This window comes from Burkholderia sp. BCC0322 (assembly GCF_902833045.1).
Classification (GTDB): domain Bacteria; phylum Pseudomonadota; class Gammaproteobacteria; order Burkholderiales; family Burkholderiaceae; genus Burkholderia.
The window spans coordinates 474798-491791 of sequence record NZ_CADFDU010000002.1 but is presented as its reverse complement, the minus strand read 5'-3'; the positions used below and the strand labels follow the sequence as shown (position 1 = coordinate 491791).

General features: G+C 68.1%; 17 protein-coding genes. 13 read left to right on the top strand and 4 right to left on the bottom strand.

Features of this window, described 5'->3' with window-relative positions; all coding sequences use genetic code 11:
- The first annotated feature begins 3 nt into the window (after positions 1-3).
- The 8 genes from urtE to ureG all read left to right on the top strand — a co-directional run bounded on the left by urtE (position 4) and on the right by ureG (position 6278).
- Complete coding sequence (gene urtE, locus HWX39_RS08250) at positions 4-696, top strand: urea ABC transporter ATP-binding subunit UrtE (protein WP_175966917.1); 693 nt, start codon at positions 4-6, stop codon at positions 694-696.
- Between the two features lie 142 nt (positions 697-838).
- Positions 839-1714, top strand: a complete 876-nt coding sequence (locus HWX39_RS08245; protein ID WP_175966914.1) for an urease accessory protein UreD — start codon at positions 839-841, stop codon at positions 1712-1714.
- Positions 1715-1950: 236 nt separating this feature from the next.
- Positions 1951-2253 carry an urease subunit gamma gene (gene ureA / locus HWX39_RS08240; RefSeq protein WP_006406310.1) on the top strand — a complete coding sequence of 101 codons (303 nt, stop codon included), beginning with the start codon at positions 1951-1953 and terminating at the stop codon, positions 2251-2253.
- A gap of 8 nt (positions 2254-2261) precedes the next feature.
- Positions 2262-2567, top strand: coding sequence for an urease subunit beta (locus HWX39_RS08235; RefSeq protein ID WP_175966912.1), 306 nt, complete (start codon positions 2262-2264; stop codon positions 2565-2567).
- A gap of 35 nt (positions 2568-2602) precedes the next feature.
- Entirely contained in the window at positions 2603-4309 is a 1707-nt protein-coding gene (ureC, locus tag HWX39_RS08230; protein WP_175966901.1) for an urease subunit alpha, read from the top strand.
- An 18-nt stretch (positions 4310-4327) separates the two neighbouring features.
- A complete protein-coding gene (ureE, locus tag HWX39_RS08225; protein WP_175966899.1) occupies positions 4328-4945 on the top strand; it encodes an urease accessory protein UreE in 618 nt (205 codons plus the stop codon).
- Entirely contained in the window at positions 4932-5612 is a 681-nt protein-coding gene (locus tag HWX39_RS08220) for an urease accessory UreF family protein (RefSeq protein ID WP_175966897.1), read from the top strand. Before ureE ends, HWX39_RS08220 begins: the two co-directional genes overlap by 14 nt.
- Positions 5613-5630: 18 nt before the next feature.
- Positions 5631-6278, top strand: coding sequence for an urease accessory protein UreG (ureG, locus tag HWX39_RS08215; RefSeq protein WP_174986866.1), 648 nt, complete (start codon positions 5631-5633; stop codon positions 6276-6278).
- 63 nt (positions 6279-6341) lie between these two features.
- On the opposite strand, the gene waaA is transcribed toward ureG, so the two are convergent.
- The 4 genes from waaA to HWX39_RS08195 all read right to left on the bottom strand — a co-directional run bounded on the left by waaA (position 6342) and on the right by HWX39_RS08195 (position 11218).
- A complete protein-coding gene (waaA, locus tag HWX39_RS08210; protein WP_175966895.1) occupies positions 6342-7697 on the bottom strand; it encodes a lipid IV(A) 3-deoxy-D-manno-octulosonic acid transferase in 1356 nt (451 codons plus the stop codon).
- A gap of 37 nt (positions 7698-7734) precedes the next feature.
- The gene (locus tag HWX39_RS08205) at positions 7735-8619 is read right to left on the bottom strand and encodes a Kdo hydroxylase family protein (RefSeq protein ID WP_175966893.1); all 885 of its coding nucleotides are present in this window, start codon (positions 8617-8619) and stop codon (positions 7735-7737) included.
- A gap of 34 nt (positions 8620-8653) precedes the next feature.
- The gene (gene waaC, locus HWX39_RS08200) at positions 8654-9649 is read right to left on the bottom strand and encodes a lipopolysaccharide heptosyltransferase I (RefSeq protein WP_175966891.1); all 996 of its coding nucleotides are present in this window, start codon (positions 9647-9649) and stop codon (positions 8654-8656) included.
- A 174-nt stretch (positions 9650-9823) separates the two neighbouring features.
- Complete coding sequence (locus tag HWX39_RS08195; RefSeq protein WP_175966889.1) at positions 9824-11218, bottom strand: phosphomannomutase/phosphoglucomutase; 1395 nt, start codon at positions 11216-11218, stop codon at positions 9824-9826.
- 259 nt (positions 11219-11477) lie between these two features.
- Here HWX39_RS08195 and HWX39_RS08190 point away from each other — a divergent pair, with 259 nt between their 5' ends.
- From HWX39_RS08190 to HWX39_RS08170, 5 genes are read left to right on the top strand one after another with little or no spacing between them, the layout of a single operon-like run.
- A complete protein-coding gene (locus tag HWX39_RS08190) occupies positions 11478-12734 on the top strand; it encodes an oligosaccharide flippase family protein (protein WP_175966887.1) in 1257 nt (418 codons plus the stop codon).
- Entirely contained in the window at positions 12731-13555 is an 825-nt protein-coding gene (locus tag HWX39_RS08185) for a glycosyltransferase (protein WP_175966885.1), read from the top strand. Before HWX39_RS08190 ends, HWX39_RS08185 begins: the two co-directional genes overlap by 4 nt.
- A 51-nt stretch (positions 13556-13606) precedes the next feature.
- Positions 13607-14743 carry a glycosyltransferase family 4 protein gene (locus HWX39_RS08180; protein WP_175966883.1) on the top strand — a complete coding sequence of 379 codons (1137 nt, stop codon included), beginning with the start codon at positions 13607-13609 and terminating at the stop codon, positions 14741-14743.
- 15 nt (positions 14744-14758) lie between these two features.
- Complete coding sequence (gene galE, locus HWX39_RS08175; protein WP_175966881.1) at positions 14759-15781, top strand: UDP-glucose 4-epimerase GalE; 1023 nt, start codon at positions 14759-14761, stop codon at positions 15779-15781.
- A gap of 27 nt (positions 15782-15808) precedes the next feature.
- Positions 15809-16915, top strand: a complete 1107-nt coding sequence (locus tag HWX39_RS08170; RefSeq protein WP_175966879.1) for a glycosyltransferase — start codon at positions 15809-15811, stop codon at positions 16913-16915.
- The last annotated feature ends 79 nt before the right edge of the window (positions 16916-16994 follow it).

Below are 16994 nucleotides of genomic sequence, written 5' to 3'. Positions count from 1 at the left end.
GCGATGCTGAAGATCGAAGCACTGAACCAGTACTACGGCGGCAGCCATATCCTGCGCGACGTGAACCTCGCCGCCGACGACGGCAAGCTCACCGTGCTGCTCGGCCGCAACGGCGTCGGCAAGAGCACGCTGCTGCGCTGCGTGATGGGCGTCGTCGCCGCGAAGAGCGGCAGCGTGTCGTGGCGCGGCACGGCGCTCGGCGCGCTGCCGCCGTATGCGCGCGTCGCGGCCGGGCTCGCGTACGTGCCGCAGGGTCGCGACATCTTTCCGCGGCTGACCGTCGAGGAAAACCTGCTCGTCGGCGCGGCGAGCCGCAAGGCGCCGTCGAAGGTGCCCGACCGCATCTACGACCTGTTCCCGGTGCTCAAGGACATGCGCGCGCGGCGCGGCGGCGACCTGTCGGGCGGCCAGCAGCAGCAGCTCGCGATAGGCCGCGCGCTGATGAGCGAGCCGCAGTTGCTGATCCTCGACGAGCCGACCGAAGGCATCCAGCCGTCGATCATCCTGGACATCGGCCGCACGCTGCGCCAGCTCGTCGACGAATCGAACCTGACGGTGCTGCTCGTCGAGCAGTATTACGATTTCGCGCGCTCGATCGCGGATCGCTACTGGGTGATGAGCCGCGGCGAGATCGTCGCGGGCGGCGAGGGGCGCGACATGGAGTCGAACGGCGTGCGCGAACTGATCGCGGTGTGACGCCCGGCACGGCAGCGGGCACGGGCGGCCGGTTCGCGGTGCGACCGCACGCGGCGCTTTCAACGAACCCGGCAACTGCATTATTGTTCCGGTAGCATCCACGTTCTTCGCGCCCGTTTCCGTCGTTTCCCGCTCGCCGCCGATGTCCGCCTCCGATTCCCATGCCTCGCTGTCCCGCCCTGCCGTCGCCAAGTCGTGGCGCGGCCGCCTCGAACTCGGCTTCGAGCGGCACGGCGCGCGCACGACACTCGCGCACCGGCTGCACGACGGCCCGCTGCGCGTGCAGCGGCCGCTGTACCCGGAAGGCGACGCGATCTGCCATGCGGTGATCGTCCACCCGCCAGGCGGCGTCGCGGGCGGCGACCGGCTCGACATCGACATCACGCTCGGCGACGGCACGCACGCGGTGCTGACGACGCCCGGCGCGACCAAGTGGTACAAGTCGAACGGGCTGGACGCGACACAGCGCATCGGCATCACGGTCGGCGAACACGCGAAACTCGACTGGCTGCCGCAGAACAACCTGTTCTTCGACGCGGCGCACGCGTCGCTCGACTTCACGGTCAAGCTCGGCGCGGGCGCCAGTGCGATCGGCTGGGACGCGTCGCAGCTCGGCCGGCAGGCGGCCGGCGAAACCTGGTCGACAGGCCGCATCGCGTCGACTTCGGCGCTCGTCGATGCCGGCGGCCGGCCGCTATGGACCGAACGCGCACTGCTCGATGCACACGACCCGCTGCGGGGCGCGCTGCAGGGTCTCGCCGGCTTTCCGGCATACGGCACGCTGTGGGCCGCCGGCGCCGCGTGCGATGCCGCGCTCGCCGAATCGCTCGCCGCGCGGATGCCGTTCGACGCCACGCTGCGCGCAGGCGCGACCTGCGTGACGCCGGGCGTCGTGCTGGTCCGTGCGCTGTCGACGTCGATGGAAGCGCTGCAACGCTACTTCACCGACTGCTGGCTGCATCTGCGGCCTATCGTGCACGGCGTCGACGCACAGCCGCTGCGCCTCTGGCAAACCTGAGCGCGATCGCGCCGCGCACCATTTCGGCGCAGCATCGCGGCGAGCGCCGCACGTTGTTCATGCATCGCGCACCACGAACGCGCATCGCGCGGCGTTCCATGCACATGGCACGCGCCTTGCTGCTTACATAACCGATACACGACGCACGCAAAACAGCGCGGTGCTACGATGACCCGCGCGTTCGCCCCGTTGCGCACGCTCCGATAACAATTACGTTTTCCTGAACGTTTGCCTTCATGAAACTGACTCCCCGAGAGAAGGACAAGCTGCTGATCTTCACGGCGGCGCTGCTGGCGGAGCGCCGTCGCGCACGCGGCCTGAAGCTCAATTATCCGGAGGCGGTCGCCTTCATCACCGCCGCGCTGATGGAAGCCGCGCGCGACGGCAAGACGGTCGCCGAGGTGATGCATTACGGCACGACGCTGCTCACGCGCGACGACGTGATGGACGGCGTGCCGGAGATGATTCCCGACATCCAGGTCGAGGCGACCTTCCCCGACGGCACGAAGCTCGTGACCGTCCATCACCCGATTCCGTGAGGCCCCGCATGATCCCCGGCGAAATCCTCACCGACGAAGGCGAACACGAACTGAACGCGGGCCGCACGACGCTGACGCTCGTCGTCGCGAACACCGGCGACCGCCCCGTGCAGGTCGGCTCGCACTACCACTTCTTCGAAGTCAACGACGCGCTGTCGTTCGATCGCACGGCCGCGCGCGGCTTTCGCCTGAACATCGCGGCCGGCACCGCGGTGCGCTTCGAGCCGGGCCAGACGCGCACCGTCGAGCTGGTCGCGCTCGCGGGCGATCGCGCCGTCTACGGTTTTCAGGGCAAGGTGATGGGGCCGCTCTGAGCCGCTCCCGCGCTTCTCTTCAGGAACAGCACGACATGACACTACGCTTGAGCCGCCGCGCGTACGCGGAAATGTTCGGGCCGACGACGGGCGACCGCGTCCGGCTCGCCGATACCGAACTGCTGATCGAGATCGAACGCGACTTCACGACCTACGGCGAGGAAGTGAAATTCGGCGGCGGGAAAGTGATCCGCGACGGGATGGGCCAGTCGCAGCGCGTGGCCGCCGACGTGCCCGACACGATCATCACGAATGCGGTGATCCTCGATCACTGGGGCATCGTGAAGGCCGACATCGCGATCAAACACGGCCGCATCGCCGCGATCGGCAAGGCCGGCAATCCGGACATCCAGCCGGGCGTGACGATCGCGATCGGCGCCGCAACCGAAGTGATCGCCGGCGAAGGGCTGATCGTGACGGCCGGCGGCATCGACACGCACATCCACTTCATCAGCCCGCAGCAAATCGACGAGGCGCTTGCATCGGGCGTCACGACGATGCTCGGCGGCGGCACGGGGCCCGCCACCGGCACCAACGCGACGACCTGCACGCCGGGCCCGTGGCACATGGAGCGGATGCTGCAGGCCGCCGACGGCTGGCCGATCAACCTAGGCTTTCTCGGCAAGGGCAACGCGAGCCTGCCGCAGCCGCTCGTCGAACAGATCGCGGCCGGCGCGATCGGGCTGAAGCTGCACGAGGACTGGGGCACGACACCCGCCGCGATCGACAACTGTCTTTCCGTCGCCGACGACACCGACACGCAGGTCGCGATCCACACCGACACGCTCAACGAAGGCGGCTTCGTCGAATCGACGGTCGCCGCGTTCAAGGGCCGCACGATCCACACGTACCACACCGAAGGCGCGGGCGGCGGCCATGCGCCCGACATCCTGAAGGTGTGCGGCGAGGCGAACGTGCTGCCGTCGTCGACCAACCCGACGCGCCCGTACACGATCAACACGCTCGACGAGCATCTCGACATGCTGATGGTGTGCCATCACCTCGATCCGTCGATTGCCGAGGATCTCGCGTTCGCCGAATCGCGGATCCGCCGCGAGACGATCGCGGCCGAGGACATCCTGCACGATCTCGGCGCGCTGTCGATGCTGTCGTCCGATTCGCAGGCGATGGGCCGCGTCGGCGAGGTGATCATCCGCACCTGGCAGACCGCGCACAAGATGAAGGTACAGCGCGGCGCGCTGCCGGAAGACAACGCACGCAACGACAACTTCCGCGCGAAGCGCTACGTCGCGAAGTACACGATCAACCCGGCGCTCACGCACGGCATCGCGCACGAGGTCGGCTCGATCGAGCCCGGCAAGTGGGCCGACCTCGTGCTGTGGGAGCCCGCGTTCTTCGGGATCAAGCCGTCGATGATCCTCAAGGGCGGGATGATCGCGATGGCGCAGATGGGCGACCCGAACGCGTCGATTCCCACGCCGCAGCCAGTCCACTATCGCGAGATGTTCGCCACCCGCGGCGGGGCGCTCGCGCGCACGTCGCTGACCTTCGTGTCGCAGATGGCCGCCGATGCGGGCATCGCGGAACGCTACGGCCTCGCGAAGCGGATCGTGCCCGTGCGCAACTGCCGCAACGTGACGAAGGCCGACATGATCCACAACGCGTGGCGTCCGACGATCAGCGTCGACCCCGAGACCTACGACGTGATCGCCGACGGCCAGTTGCTCACCTGCGAGCCGGCCACGGTGTTGCCGATGGCGCAGCGTTATTTCCTGTTCTGATATCCGGTTTTTCGTTTCATGCGCACCCTCGACAAACGCATTGCCCCGAACGTGAAACTCGCCGCGTCGCTCGTCGCGCGCGCGCCGACGCTCACGCTCGCCTACGACGCCCGCTGCAAGAGCCGCCTCGCGGCGACGCTCGACACCGGCGAGGACGTTGCGGTCCTGCTGCCGCGCGGCACGATCCTGCGCGACGGCGACGTGCTCGTCGCCGACGATGGCGCGCTCGTGCGCATTGCCGCGGCACCCGAAGCCGTGCTGCGCGTGCGCGCGGCCGATCCGCTCACGCTGATGCGCGCCGCATACCACCTCGGCAACCGTCACACGCCGGTCGAGATCGGCGACGGCTACCTGAAGCTCGAAGCCGACCCGGTGCTCGCGGACATGCTGCGCCGGCTCGGCTCGCAGGTCGAGGAGACCCTTGCGCCGTTCCAGCCGGAAGCCGGCGCGTACGGCGGCGGCCACAAGCACGGGCACGATGCGACGTTCGCCGAGGATTACGCGCTCGCGCAGCAAGTGTTCGGCGAGCATCACGGCCATTCGCACTCGCACTCGCACTCGCACGACCACGACCACGACCACGACCATCAGCACGGTCCCGGTTGCGCGCACGGCCACGGCCATGACCACCACTGAACTCGTCGCGCTGCTGCACCTTGCGTCGCCGGCACTGCCGATCGGCGCGTTCAGCTATTCGCAAGGGCTCGAAGCAGCGCTCGACGCAAACCTGATCCACGACGCGGATACCGCGCGCGACTGGATCGCGAGCGGCCTGACCGACGTGCTCGCGCACGGCGAGCTGCCGTTCCTCGCGCACCAGCTCGCGCGCTGGCACGCGCACGACGCGGCGGCGCTCGTCACCGAGAATGCGTGGTTCATCGCGAGCCGCGAATCGGCCGAACTGCGCCGCGAGACCGAACAGATGGGCTGGTCGCTCGCGCAGCTCTGCGCGTCGCTCGAATGGGGCGATGCCGCGCGCCGCATGACGCTCGCCGCGATGACGCCAATCGCGCTGCCCACTGCATTCGCATACGCAGCCGCCGCGCACGACGCGAGCGCCGAAGCGGTGCTCGCCGCGTACGCATTCGGCTGGGTCGAGAACCAGACGTCCGCCGCGCTGAAGGCCGTACCGCTCGGCCAGCTCGCCGGGCAACGCATCATCGTCGCGCTGCGCGGTGCGATCGACGCGGCCGTACGCCGCGCGCTCGCGACGCCGCCCGACGCCGTCAACACGTTCGCGCCGCAACTCGGCATCCTGTCCGCGCGGCACGAAACCCAGTATTCGCGGTTGTTCCGCTCCTGAACCACGACGCCCCACGCCATGAACGCACCTGCTCCCTCCCCCGCTCGCCGCACGAAGAAACTGCCGCCGCTGCGCGTCGGCATCGGCGGCCCCGTCGGCTCCGGCAAGACCACGCTGCTCGAAATGCTGTGCAAGGCAATGCGCGACCAGTACGACCTCGTCGCGATCACCAACGACATCTATACGAAGGAAGACCAGCGGCTGCTGACGGTCGCGGGCGCGCTGCCCGAGGAACGCATCATGGGCGTCGAGACGGGCGGCTGCCCGCACACGGCGATCCGCGAGGATGCGTCGATCAATCTCGAGGCCGTCGACCGGATGCTGTCGCGCTTTCCCGATGCCGACATCGTGTTCATCGAATCGGGCGGCGACAATCTCGCGGCCACCTTCAGCCCCGAGCTGTCGGACCTGACGATCTACGTGATCGACGTGGCCGGCGGCGAGAAGATTCCGCGCAAGGGCGGCCCCGGCATCACGAAGTCCGACCTGCTCGTGATCAACAAGACGGATCTCGCGCCGCTGGTCGGCGCGAACCTCGACGTGATGGCGTCCGACACGAAGAAGATGCGCGGCGAGCGGCCTTACGTGATGACGAACCTCAAAGCGCTCGAAGGCGTTGCGGACGTCATCGCGTTCATCGAGAAGAAAGGCCTGCTGACGGTCTGAGCAGCGCGGCGGCGCCATACGGTGCCGCCGCGCGTGCCCCCGGCGGCATTGCGCCGCCTTCGCCTACTCGTCGGACGTGTCCTGCGCGTCCTGCAGCGCGCGCACGCCACGCTCGGCAGGCGGCAGCAGTGCCGCGAGCACGTCGACCGTGCGTGCGGTCGCGCCGCGGTGACGCGACGCGAACGCCGCGCCGGCCGCGCCCATCGCGATGCGCCGCGCCTTGTCGGCGAACAGCGCATCGAGCACGTGCGCGAGATCGAGCGGATCCTCGACCTGCAGCGCCGCGCCGGCCGCGACCGCGTCGGCGGTCGCCTGCGTGAAGTTGAACACGTGCTTCCCGATCAGCACCGGCACGCCAACCGCGCACGCTTCGATCAGGTTCTGGCCGCCGAGCGGCAGCAGGCTGCCGCCGATGAACGCGATGTCGGCCGCCGCGTAATACGCGCCGAGCTCGCCCATCGAATCACCGAGCAGCACCGTCACGTCGTCCGGCAGCGGCTCGGCAGCCGGCCTGCCGGATGCGAGCGCCACCTTGTCGGCCGCCCAGACGGAGCGCCGCACGCACTTGAGCCCGCTGCGCTCGACGAGCGCCTCGACCTCCGCGAAGCGCTGCGGATGACGCGGAACGAGCACCAGCAGCGCGCCGGGCGTGCGCATCGCCGCGAATGCGTCGAGCACCAGCGCTTCTTCGTTCTCGCGCGTGCTCGCGGCAACCCACACGGGCCGCGCGCCAATCGCGTCGCGCCACGCATGGCCGCGCGCCGCGAGTTCCGGCGGCGTCGTCATGTCGAACTTGAGGTTGCCGAGCACGGTCACGTTGCGCGCGCCGAGCGACGTCAACCGCTGCGCATCAGCCGGGCTCTGCGCGAGCACGCGCGAGAAGCCGCCGAACACGTCGTGCGTCGCCGCGCCGAACTTCGATGCCCGCCGGAAAGAACGCGCGGACATGCGCGCATTGGTCAGCACCAGCGGCACGTCCGCGCGGCGGCACTCGTCGATCAGCGTGGGCCACACCTCGGTTTCCATCACGAGGCCGAGCGTCGGCCTCCACGCGCGCAGGAAGCGCCGTACCGCCCCGGGCATGTCGTACGGCAGGTAGCAGCGCAGCACGCGATCGCCGAAGATCTGTTCGCCGGTCGCGCGGCCGCTCGGCGTCATGTGCGTGAGCAGGATGCGCGCATCGGGGCGTGCGTGCATCAGCGCGTCGATCAGCGGCTGCGCCGCGCGCGTCTCGCCGACCGATACCGCATGCACCCAGATCAGCGGCGCACGGTCGTCGCGCGAGCGGCCCGCCACGTAACCGAACCGTTCGCCGATGTGCTCGCGATAGCCGCGCTCCTTGCGCGAGCGCACGTAAAGCCGGATGACGGCGATCGGTGCGACGAGCCACCACAGCGCGCGATAGATCACCCTCAGCATGTGGCGACCCTCGTCCTGCTTCGGAGAAGATGCGCGCTCAAACCAGCGACCTGCCCTTCAGGCGTTCGAGAATGCCGAGCGGCGCGCATTCGCGGCGGACCATCGCGTCGACCGGCAGGAAGAAGGTCTGTTCGAGCATGAACTGGCCGGACATCACAGCGTGCGAAGTCTGATCCGAGAAACATATCCACACGCTGCCCGGCGGAAACGGCATCGTCTGCTGCGGGCAGGTTTTCTGGTAGTCGAGATCGGCCTTCATGCTGTCGTGCAGGTTCAGCATCAGGTGGTCGTACGCGCTGCGCGGCGACTTCGTCACGTGCAGCAGGTTCAGCAGCCACGCCGCGCCCGGCAACTGGGGCTTGATGTGCGGCAGGAAACGCTTCGCGACGTCCTCGAACGGCTCGCCGACGCGCCACACGCGCGGCACGCCGGCCGGGTTCACGTTCGTGAACACGCGCAGGATGCGCTCGCCGTAGTTGGGCCGCGACGGGAACGCGTCGACGTGCAGCCGGCTGTCGTCCTTGCGCCATGACGTCTGGCGCGTCTCGACCTGCATCAAACGCAGGCTCGTCGGCGCGACGCGCAGCTTGCCGCGGTATTCGGGAAAGAGGCCGTCGACGAGCGTGCCGGCCTGCTGCTGGAAGCGCGCGACGAGCGCGCGCACCGCCGACTGCGTGACGCTGTCGCCGAGCACGCCGGCGAGCGCGCCACCGTTCGGCGCGAGGCTGATGTTCTTGCGTTTCGGGTCGGCGAGCGCCGGATCGAGCAGCGCTTCCTCGCCGCCTTCGATCGCGAAGCGCAGGTGCGGAAAATACAGCACCTTGCCCTCCTCGACGGCAGCCAGCAGCTGCTCGCGCGGCGCCGACAGGTTGTGTCCGCTCCAGTCGGCGGACGGGACTTCGATGATCTGGGATTCGCTCATGTTCGGTTCGCGTGGGTTCGCGCGTGTGACAGCGTTACAGGAGACCGAAGCCTGCGAGCGCCGACTTCACCTGCGCGATCGACGGGGGTTGCCCCGCCGTGCCGAGATTGACGACGTTCGGCGACCAGTAGCCGCCGGTCCGCCAGGCCGTCGCGAAATTGTACAGTTCGACCGTCGGACGCTTCAGCGCGGCCGCGATGTGAACCAGACCTGTATCAACCCCGACGGTTGCGGCCGCGCCGTCGATCAGCCCGACCACCGCCGGCAGCGACAGCTTCGGCGGAACGATCGCCGCCGCGCCGAACTCCTTCGCGAGCCGCTCGCTGGTCGCGCGCTCCGCGTCGTTGCCCCACGGCAGCACGAGCGACGCGCCGCGCCGCACGAGTGCCTGGCCGAGCTCGATCCACGCGGCGTCCGGCCACTGCTTGTCGGCACGCGACGTCGCATGGACGAACATCACGTACGGCACCGGCAGGTTCAGCCCGAGCGCGGCCACCGCGAGCGCCGCCGCGCGCGTATCGAGGCCGAAGTCGACCGGATCGGCCGGCGTTGGCGCCGGGTCGCCCAGCGCGGCTGCGACGAGTTGCCGCGAGCGCTCGACGACGTGCGTGCGCGGCGCGATCGGCACGCGCTTGCGATAGAAGAAGCGCACCGGCCACTCGTAGCCGGCGCCGTCGGTGCGATTGCCGAGCCCGACGAGCGGGCCGCGCGCCCAGCTGGCGACCCAGGCGGTCTTGATGAGGCCCTGGCAGTCGATCACGAGGTCGTATTGCTCGGCCGCAAGACGCTGGCGGAACGTGCGAATCTCGCGCCACGTGGCGCCCGAGAACGGCTTCTTGCGCCAGCGGCGCAGCGAGAAGGGCAGCACGTTGCGCACGCCGTCGACGAGCTTAACCAGGTCGACGAAGCTTTCCTCGACGAGCCAGTCGATCTGCGCATCGGGGTGGCGGCGCCGGATATCGGCGATCACCGGCATGTTGTGCACGACGTCGCCCAGTGACGACACGCGTACGATCAGGATCTTTTGCACGCTGGAAAAACGCCGGCAGGCAGCCGGCGACAGACATAAAGGAAGGATTTTATCCCGCCCGAGGGGCTGGACAGACAAAAAGCGGCCGCACGCCTGGGGCGCGCGCCGCTTTTCGGGACAAGCACGGCCGACGAACGGGCCGTCGTCCGGTGGGCGGCCGCAGGCCGCCGGCGCTCAGAACGGCAGCTTGACGTCCGGCTTCGCGGCCGTCAGCACGCGGCGGAAGTCCTCCTTGATGCGCTGGAGCCCTTCCTGCGTCTCCGACTCGAATCGCATCACGACGACCGGCGTCGTGTTCGACGAACGCGCGAGGCCGAAGCCGTCCGGGTACTCGACGCGCAGGCCGTCGATCGTCACGACTTCCTCGGCGCCGTCGAATTTCGCCTCTTTCTGCAGCTTGTCGATCAGGCGGAAGTTCTCGCCTTCATCGAGCCAGAGCTGCAATTCGGGCGTGCTCATCGCATTCGGCAGGCCGTTGAGCAGCGCGCTCGGATCGGCCGTCGTCGTGAGGATCTCGAGCAGGCGCGCGCCCGTGTAGAGACCGTCGTCGAAGCCGTACCAGCGATCCTTGAAGAACACGTGGCCGCTCATTTCGCCGGCGAGCGGCGCACCCGTCTCGCGCAGCTTCGCCTTCACGAGCGAGTGGCCCGTCTTCCACATCAGCGGCTCGCCGCCCTTCGACTTCACCCATTGCGCGAGGTGGCGCGTGCACTTCACGTCATAGATGATCTGCGCGCCCGGGTTGCGCGACAGCACTTCTTCCGCGAACAGCATCAGCTGGCGATCCGGATAGATGATCTGGCCGTCCTTCGTGACGACGCCGAGGCGGTCGCCGTCGCCGTCGAACGCGAAGCCGATCTCGGCGTCGGTGTCCTTCAGCGCCTGGATCACGTCCTGCAGGTTTTCCGGGTGCGCGGGATCGGGGTGGTGGTTCGGGAACGTGCCGTCGATGTCGGTGAAGCGCTCGACGAGCTCGCAGCCGAGCGCCTTGAACAGGCGCGTCGCGAGCGGGCCGGCCACGCCGTTGCCGGCGTCGACGACAAGCTTCATCGGGCGGGCCGGCTTGATGTCGCCGACGATGCGCGCGATGTATTGATCGGCCACGTCGAACTGTTCGTACGAGCCGTTGCCCGTCTCGAAACGCTCGTCGACGATGCGTTGGTACAGCGCCTGGATCTGCTCGCCGTAAATCGCGGCGCCGCGCAGCACCATCTTGAAGCCGTTGTAGTCGGGCGGGTTGTGGCTGCCCGTGACGACGATGCACGAATCGACGCGGCGCTCGCCGCCCTTCAGCGCGAGCGGGACGTTCGCCGCGAAATAGCCGACCGGCGTGGGCACCATGCCGACGTCGACGACATCGACGCCCGCCGCACGCAGGCCGTCGGCCAGCGCGCCGACGAGGTCCGGCCCGGACAGGCGGCCGTCGCGCGCGACGACGACCGCATCGCCGCCCTGCGCACGCACTTCGCTGCCGAATGCCCGGCCGATCCCGCGCGCGGTGTCGGTGTCGAGCGTCTTGCCGACCACGCCACGAATGTCATATGCCTTGAAGATGGATTGGGAGATCATCGATTCTCTTCTCTCGGTTGCGTGCATGGAAAATTGTCTGGCTGGCCTGGCCGCCGCTCGCCGGTGCCGCGCATGATACAGGCTGGCCCACGGACGAAACCGCTGGCGCGGAACGGCGGGAGCGACCCCGATCCCACTTATAATCGCGGGTTTCGATGACGCGCATGCCGCCCATTTTAATGCCTAGCCGTCCCGCCGCCGCCAACCTGCAGCCCCCGGGCGCCCTGCCGGCTGCCTTGCGCACACGCCGCTGCCGCGCATGCTGAAGCGCTTCGGCAACCCGGATGTCGCGAAGGCCGTCGCGAATCTCGTCTGGTTGGGGCTCGAACGGCTCACACAGATCGGCGTCGCGATCGCGATCAGCGGCCTGCTGGCCCGTTATTTCGGGCCAGATGTGTTCGGCAAATGGCAGTATGCGAATACGCTCCTCCTGGTACTGGCGCCGCTCACCTGGGTGTGCGGCGCGGAAATCCTCGTCCCGACCATCGTCCAGCGCCCGCCCGCCCAGCTCGGCGCGGTGCTCGGCAGCGCATTCGCGCTGCGCATCGCCGTCTCCGCCGCCGCGCTCGTCGCGACCTGGATCGCGATCGCCGCGGGCGCCTTCGATCCGCTGGTCGGCGCGATGCTCGCGGGCCTCGCGGTCACGATGGTGTTCCGCGAGCCTTTCGTCGGCGTCGTCAACGCGTGGCTGCAGAGCATGACCTACAGCAAGCCGCAGCTCGTCACCAGCATGGTCACCGCGCTGGTGAAGGCGCTGCTCGTCTGGCTACTGGTCCGTGCGGCCGCGGGCCCCGCCCGCTTCGCGTGGCTGTGGGCGCTCGAGGCCGCCGCAATCGGCTTCGCGCTGCTGCTGTACTATCGGCATCGTAACGGCGGCGCGCTCGGCTGGACGTTCGACAAACCGCTGTTCAGGCACTTTGCGACGGCCGGCACGGTGTTCTGGCTCGGCCTCATCTGCATGTACCTGTTCCTGAAGCTCGACCGCCTGATGCTCGAGCGTCACGTATCGTTCGCCGATCTCGGCCGCTACTCGGCCGCGCAGCAGTTGAACGAGAACTGGATCACGCTCGCGCTGATGCTCGCACAGACGATCGCGCCCGCCTTCGTCTACCGCGTGCAGGACGTCGCGCGGCTGCGCCGCAACATCGTCCGGCTGATCGCGATGACGGCCTGCCTGATGACCGCCGGCGCGCTCGTGCTCGACGCCGCCGCCCCGCTGATCGTCGGCAAGGTGTTCGGCCACGGCTACGAGGCGTCGGTCGACATCTTCCGCTGGGCGGTCTGGCTGTCGGTGCCCGCCGGCATCGAGGCGATAGGCAATCTTATCGTTCTCAAATATCAAGCAAAATTCGTATTGCTGTCGAAATGGCTGCTCGCGCTCGCGATCGCCGCGCTCGTCAACCTGTTCGCGATCCCGCGGCTCGGCCTGTACGGCGCGCTCGTCGGGCTGGCGGCCGGCTATCTGGCCGCCGCCGCCGTCAATTTTTATTACATCCGTTTCAAGCTGCGACCATGACGTCCCCTGATTGCCCGACCCCGCTCGACGACGTGGCCGTGCTGATGCCGGCCTACAACGGGCACGACGACGTCGTTCGAACCCTCGCATCGTTTCGCGAGGACACGCCCGTGCACGTGCTGATCGTCGACGACGGCAGCACGCCGCCGATCGTCGCGCCCGACCTGCCCGGCCTCGCGATCGACGTGCTGCGCATGCCGGTGAACGGCGGCATCGAGCGTGCGCTCGCGGCCGGCATCGACGCGCTCGCCGCGCGCGGCTTCCGCTATGCGGCGCGCATCGACGCGGGCGATCTCGCCGCGCCGCAGCGCCTCGCGAAGGAGCGCGCGTATCTCGCCGCCCACCCGCGCGTGGCCTGTGTCGGCATGTGGACGCAGGTCGTGTCGCGCGCCGGCGAGCCGCGCTTCATGCTGACGCCGCCTGCCGATCCGCAGACGTTGCGCCGCACGCGCTTCCTGCGCTCGCCGCTCGTGCATCCTTCTGTGATGTTGCGCATCGACGCCGTGCGCGAAGTGGGCAACTATCGTGCAAAGTACCGCGCGGCCGAGGATCTCGATCTTTTTTTACGGTTAATGCAACGCTACGATTGCGCGAACCTGCCGGAACTCGGCCTCTATTACGAGCTGAACGAGGGCGGGATCAGTGCGACCAAGCGCCGGCGCCAGCTGGTGTCGACGCTCACGCTGCTGCTGAGCCACTTCAACGTGCTGAACCCGTACGACTGGGCCGGCCTCGCCAAGAACCTGCTGCATTTCGTGACGCCGTACCGTACGCTGCAGCGGATCAAGCAGACGCTGTTCGCCGCGCGGCCGTCCGCGTGACGCCCATTCGGCGTATCCGGCATTTACGACGCTTTATTTATTCTTTTTTTCATGTCCGCCACCTCCCCGCTGCGCATCGCGCTCGTCTGCAACACGGCCTGGGCGATCTACACGTATCGCCACGGGCTGATCCGTGCGCTCGTCGCGCGCGGCGCCGAGGTCATCGTCATTGCGCCGCACGACCGCACCGTGTCCTTGCTCCAGCAGATGGGCTGCCGCTACGTGGCGCTCGCGGTCGCATCGAAAGGCACGAGCCCGCGCGAGGATCTCGGCACGCTCGCCGCGCTGCTGCGTCACTACCGCGCGCTGAAGCCCGATCTCGTGTTTCATTACACGATCAAGCCGAACATCTACGGCTCGATCGCCGCGTGGCTCGCGCGCGTGCCGTCGATCGCGGTGACGACCGGGCTCGGCTACGTCTTCATCCAGAAGAGCCGCGCGGCAAGCGTCGCGAAGCGTCTGTACCGGTTCGCGTTCCGCTTCCCGCGTGAAGTGTGGTTCCTGAACCGCGACGATCTCGCGACCTTCACCGACGAGCAGTTGCTCGCGCACCCCGAACGCGCGCAGCTGCTGCACGGCGAAGGCGTCGATCTCGACCAGTTCGCGCCGGTGCCGCTGCCCGCTGGCGACGCGCCCGTCTTCATCCTGATCGGCCGGCTGCTGTGGGACAAGGGCGTGCGCGAATACGTGGAGGCCGCGCGCAGCGTGCGCGCACGCTTCCCGAACGCGCGTTTCCAGCTGCTCGGGCCGCTCGGTGTCGACAATCCAAGCGCGATCGGCCGCGCGGACGTCGATGCGTGGGTCGGCGAAGGCGTGATCGAATATCTCGGCGAAGCGCACGACGTGCGCCCGCATATCGCGGCGGCCGACTGCGTCGTGCTGCCGTCGTACCGAGAAGGCGTGCCGCGCACGCTGATGGAAGCGTCTGCGATGGGCCGCCCGATCGTCGCGACCGACGTGCCGGGCTGCCGCGACGTCGTCGCCGACGGCGAAACGGGCTTCCTGTGCCGCGTGCGCGACAGCGCGAGCCTCGCGGAGCAGTTGCTCCGCATGATCGAACTCGGAACGGCCGGCCGCGACGCAATGGGCGCGCGCGGCCGGCAGAAGGTCACGGTGGAATTCGACGAACAGCAGGTCGTCGAACGCTACCGGCGTACCATCCACTCGTTAACCGGTATCCCCCTCTGAAGGAGCGCATCAGCAATGACCGCTAAAGGCACCATCCTCGTCACCGGCGGAGCCGGCTATATCGGCTCGCACACGACCGTCGAGCTGCTCGACAACGGCTACGACGTCGTGATCGTCGACAACCTCGTCAACAGCAAGGCCGAATCCGTACGCCGCATCGAGCGGATCACGGGCAAGACGCCCGCGTTCCACCAGGTCGACGTGTGCGACGAAGCCGCGCTCGCGAAGGTATTCGACGCGCACCCGATCACCGGCACGATCCATTTCGCGGCGCTCAAGGCCGTCGGCGAATCGGTCGAGAAGCCGCTCGAGTATTACCAGAACAACCTCGGCGGCCTGCTTGCCGTGCTCAAGGTGATGCGCGAGCGTAACGTCAAGCAGTTCGTGTTCAGCTCGTCCGCGACCGTGTACGGCGTGCCCGAGCGCTCGCCGATCGACGAGTCGTTCCCGCTGTCCGCGACGAACCCGTACGGCCAGTCGAAGCTGATCGCCGAGCAGATCCTGCGCGATCTCGAGGTTTCCGACCCGTCGTGGCGGATCGCCACGCTGCGCTACTTCAACCCGGTCGGCGCGCATTCGAGCGGGCTGATCGGCGAGGATCCGGCCGGCATCCCGAACAACCTGATGCCGTACGTCGCGCAGGTCGCGGTCGGCAAGCTGGAAAAGCTGCGCGTGTTCGGTTCGGATTACCCGACGCCGGACGGCACCGGCGTGCGCGACTACATCCACGTGGTCGATCTCGCGAAGGGGCACATCGCCGCGCTCGACGCGCTCGCGAAGCGCGACGCGAGCTTCGTCGTGAACCTCGGCACGGGCCAGGGCTACAGCGTGCTGGAAGTCGTGCGCGCGTTCGAGAAGGCGTCGGGCCGCCCGGTGCCGTACGAGCTCGTCGCGCGCCGCCCGGGCGATATCGGCGAGTGCTACGCGAACCCGCAGGCCGCGGCCGACATCATCGGCTGGCGTGCCGCGCTCGGCATCGATGAAATGTGTGCCGACCACTGGCGATGGCAGGAGGGGAACCCGCGCGGTTTTGTATAATCCGCTGTCCATTTTTCGAGCGATCCCATGCTCAGCTTCGCGTCCGGCTTCATCGTCTCCCTGCTCGTCACGCTGTTCATCGTGCGCTATTCGCACCTTCACGAGAGATTCTCGGTCGACAGCGATCTGGCCGGCGTGCAGAAATTCCACGTGCGGCCCGTGCCGCGGGTCGGGGGCATCGGGATCCTCACGGGCGTCGTCATTGCCGCGCTGATCCTGTCCCGGCGCTATCCGACGATCGCCGGCAGCATTCTCGGCATCGCCGCCTGCGGGTTGCCGGCGTTCCTGTCCGGCCTCGTCGAGGATCTGACCAAGCGCGTGTCGCCGCGCGCGCGGCTGCTGTGCACGATGGGTGCGGCCGCACTGGCGTTCTGGCTGATGGGGATCGCGGTCAAGCGCATCAGCGTGCCGCCGCTCGATTTCCTGCTCGGCTACGTGGCCATCTCCGCGTTCATCACGGTGCTCGCGGTGGCCGCGCTGGCGAACGCGATCAATATCATCGACGGGTTCAACGGACTCGCGTCGATGGTCAGCTTCATGATGTTCGCATCGCTTGCGTATGTCGCGTTCCAGGTCGGCGACCCGGTCGTCATGTCCGCGTCGATCATCATGATGGGCGCCGTGCTCGGCTTCTTCCTGTGGAACTTCCCGGCCGGGCTGATCTTCCTCGGCGACGGCGGCGCGTATTTCATCGGCTTCATGCTCGCGGAGCTCGCGATCATGCTCGTGATGCGCAACCGCGAGGTATCCGCGTGGTACCCGGTGCTGCTGTTCATGTACCCGATCTTCGAGACGTGCTTCTCGATCTACCGGAAGAAATTCATCCGCGGAATGTCACCCGGCATTCCGGACGGCGTGCACCTGCACATGCTCGTATACAAGCGGCTGATGCGCTGGGCCGTCGGCACGAAGCACGCGCACGACCTGACGCGCCGCAATTCGCTGACGTCGCCGTACCTGTGGCTGCTGTGCCTCGTCGCGGTGATACCCGCGACGCTGTTCTGGCGGCACACGGTGCATCTGTTCGTGTTCGTCGTGCTGTTCGCGCTGACCTATGTGTGGCTGTACCTCAGCATCGTGCGATTCAGGGCGCCACGGTGGATGGTGGTGAGGAAGCATCGGCACAGTCGCTGAACCGTCCGCAGCCGCACATGAAAAAAGCGCCCCTCGGGGCGCTTTTCTTTTGGACCGGCTGGCCTCCGCGTGGCGACCG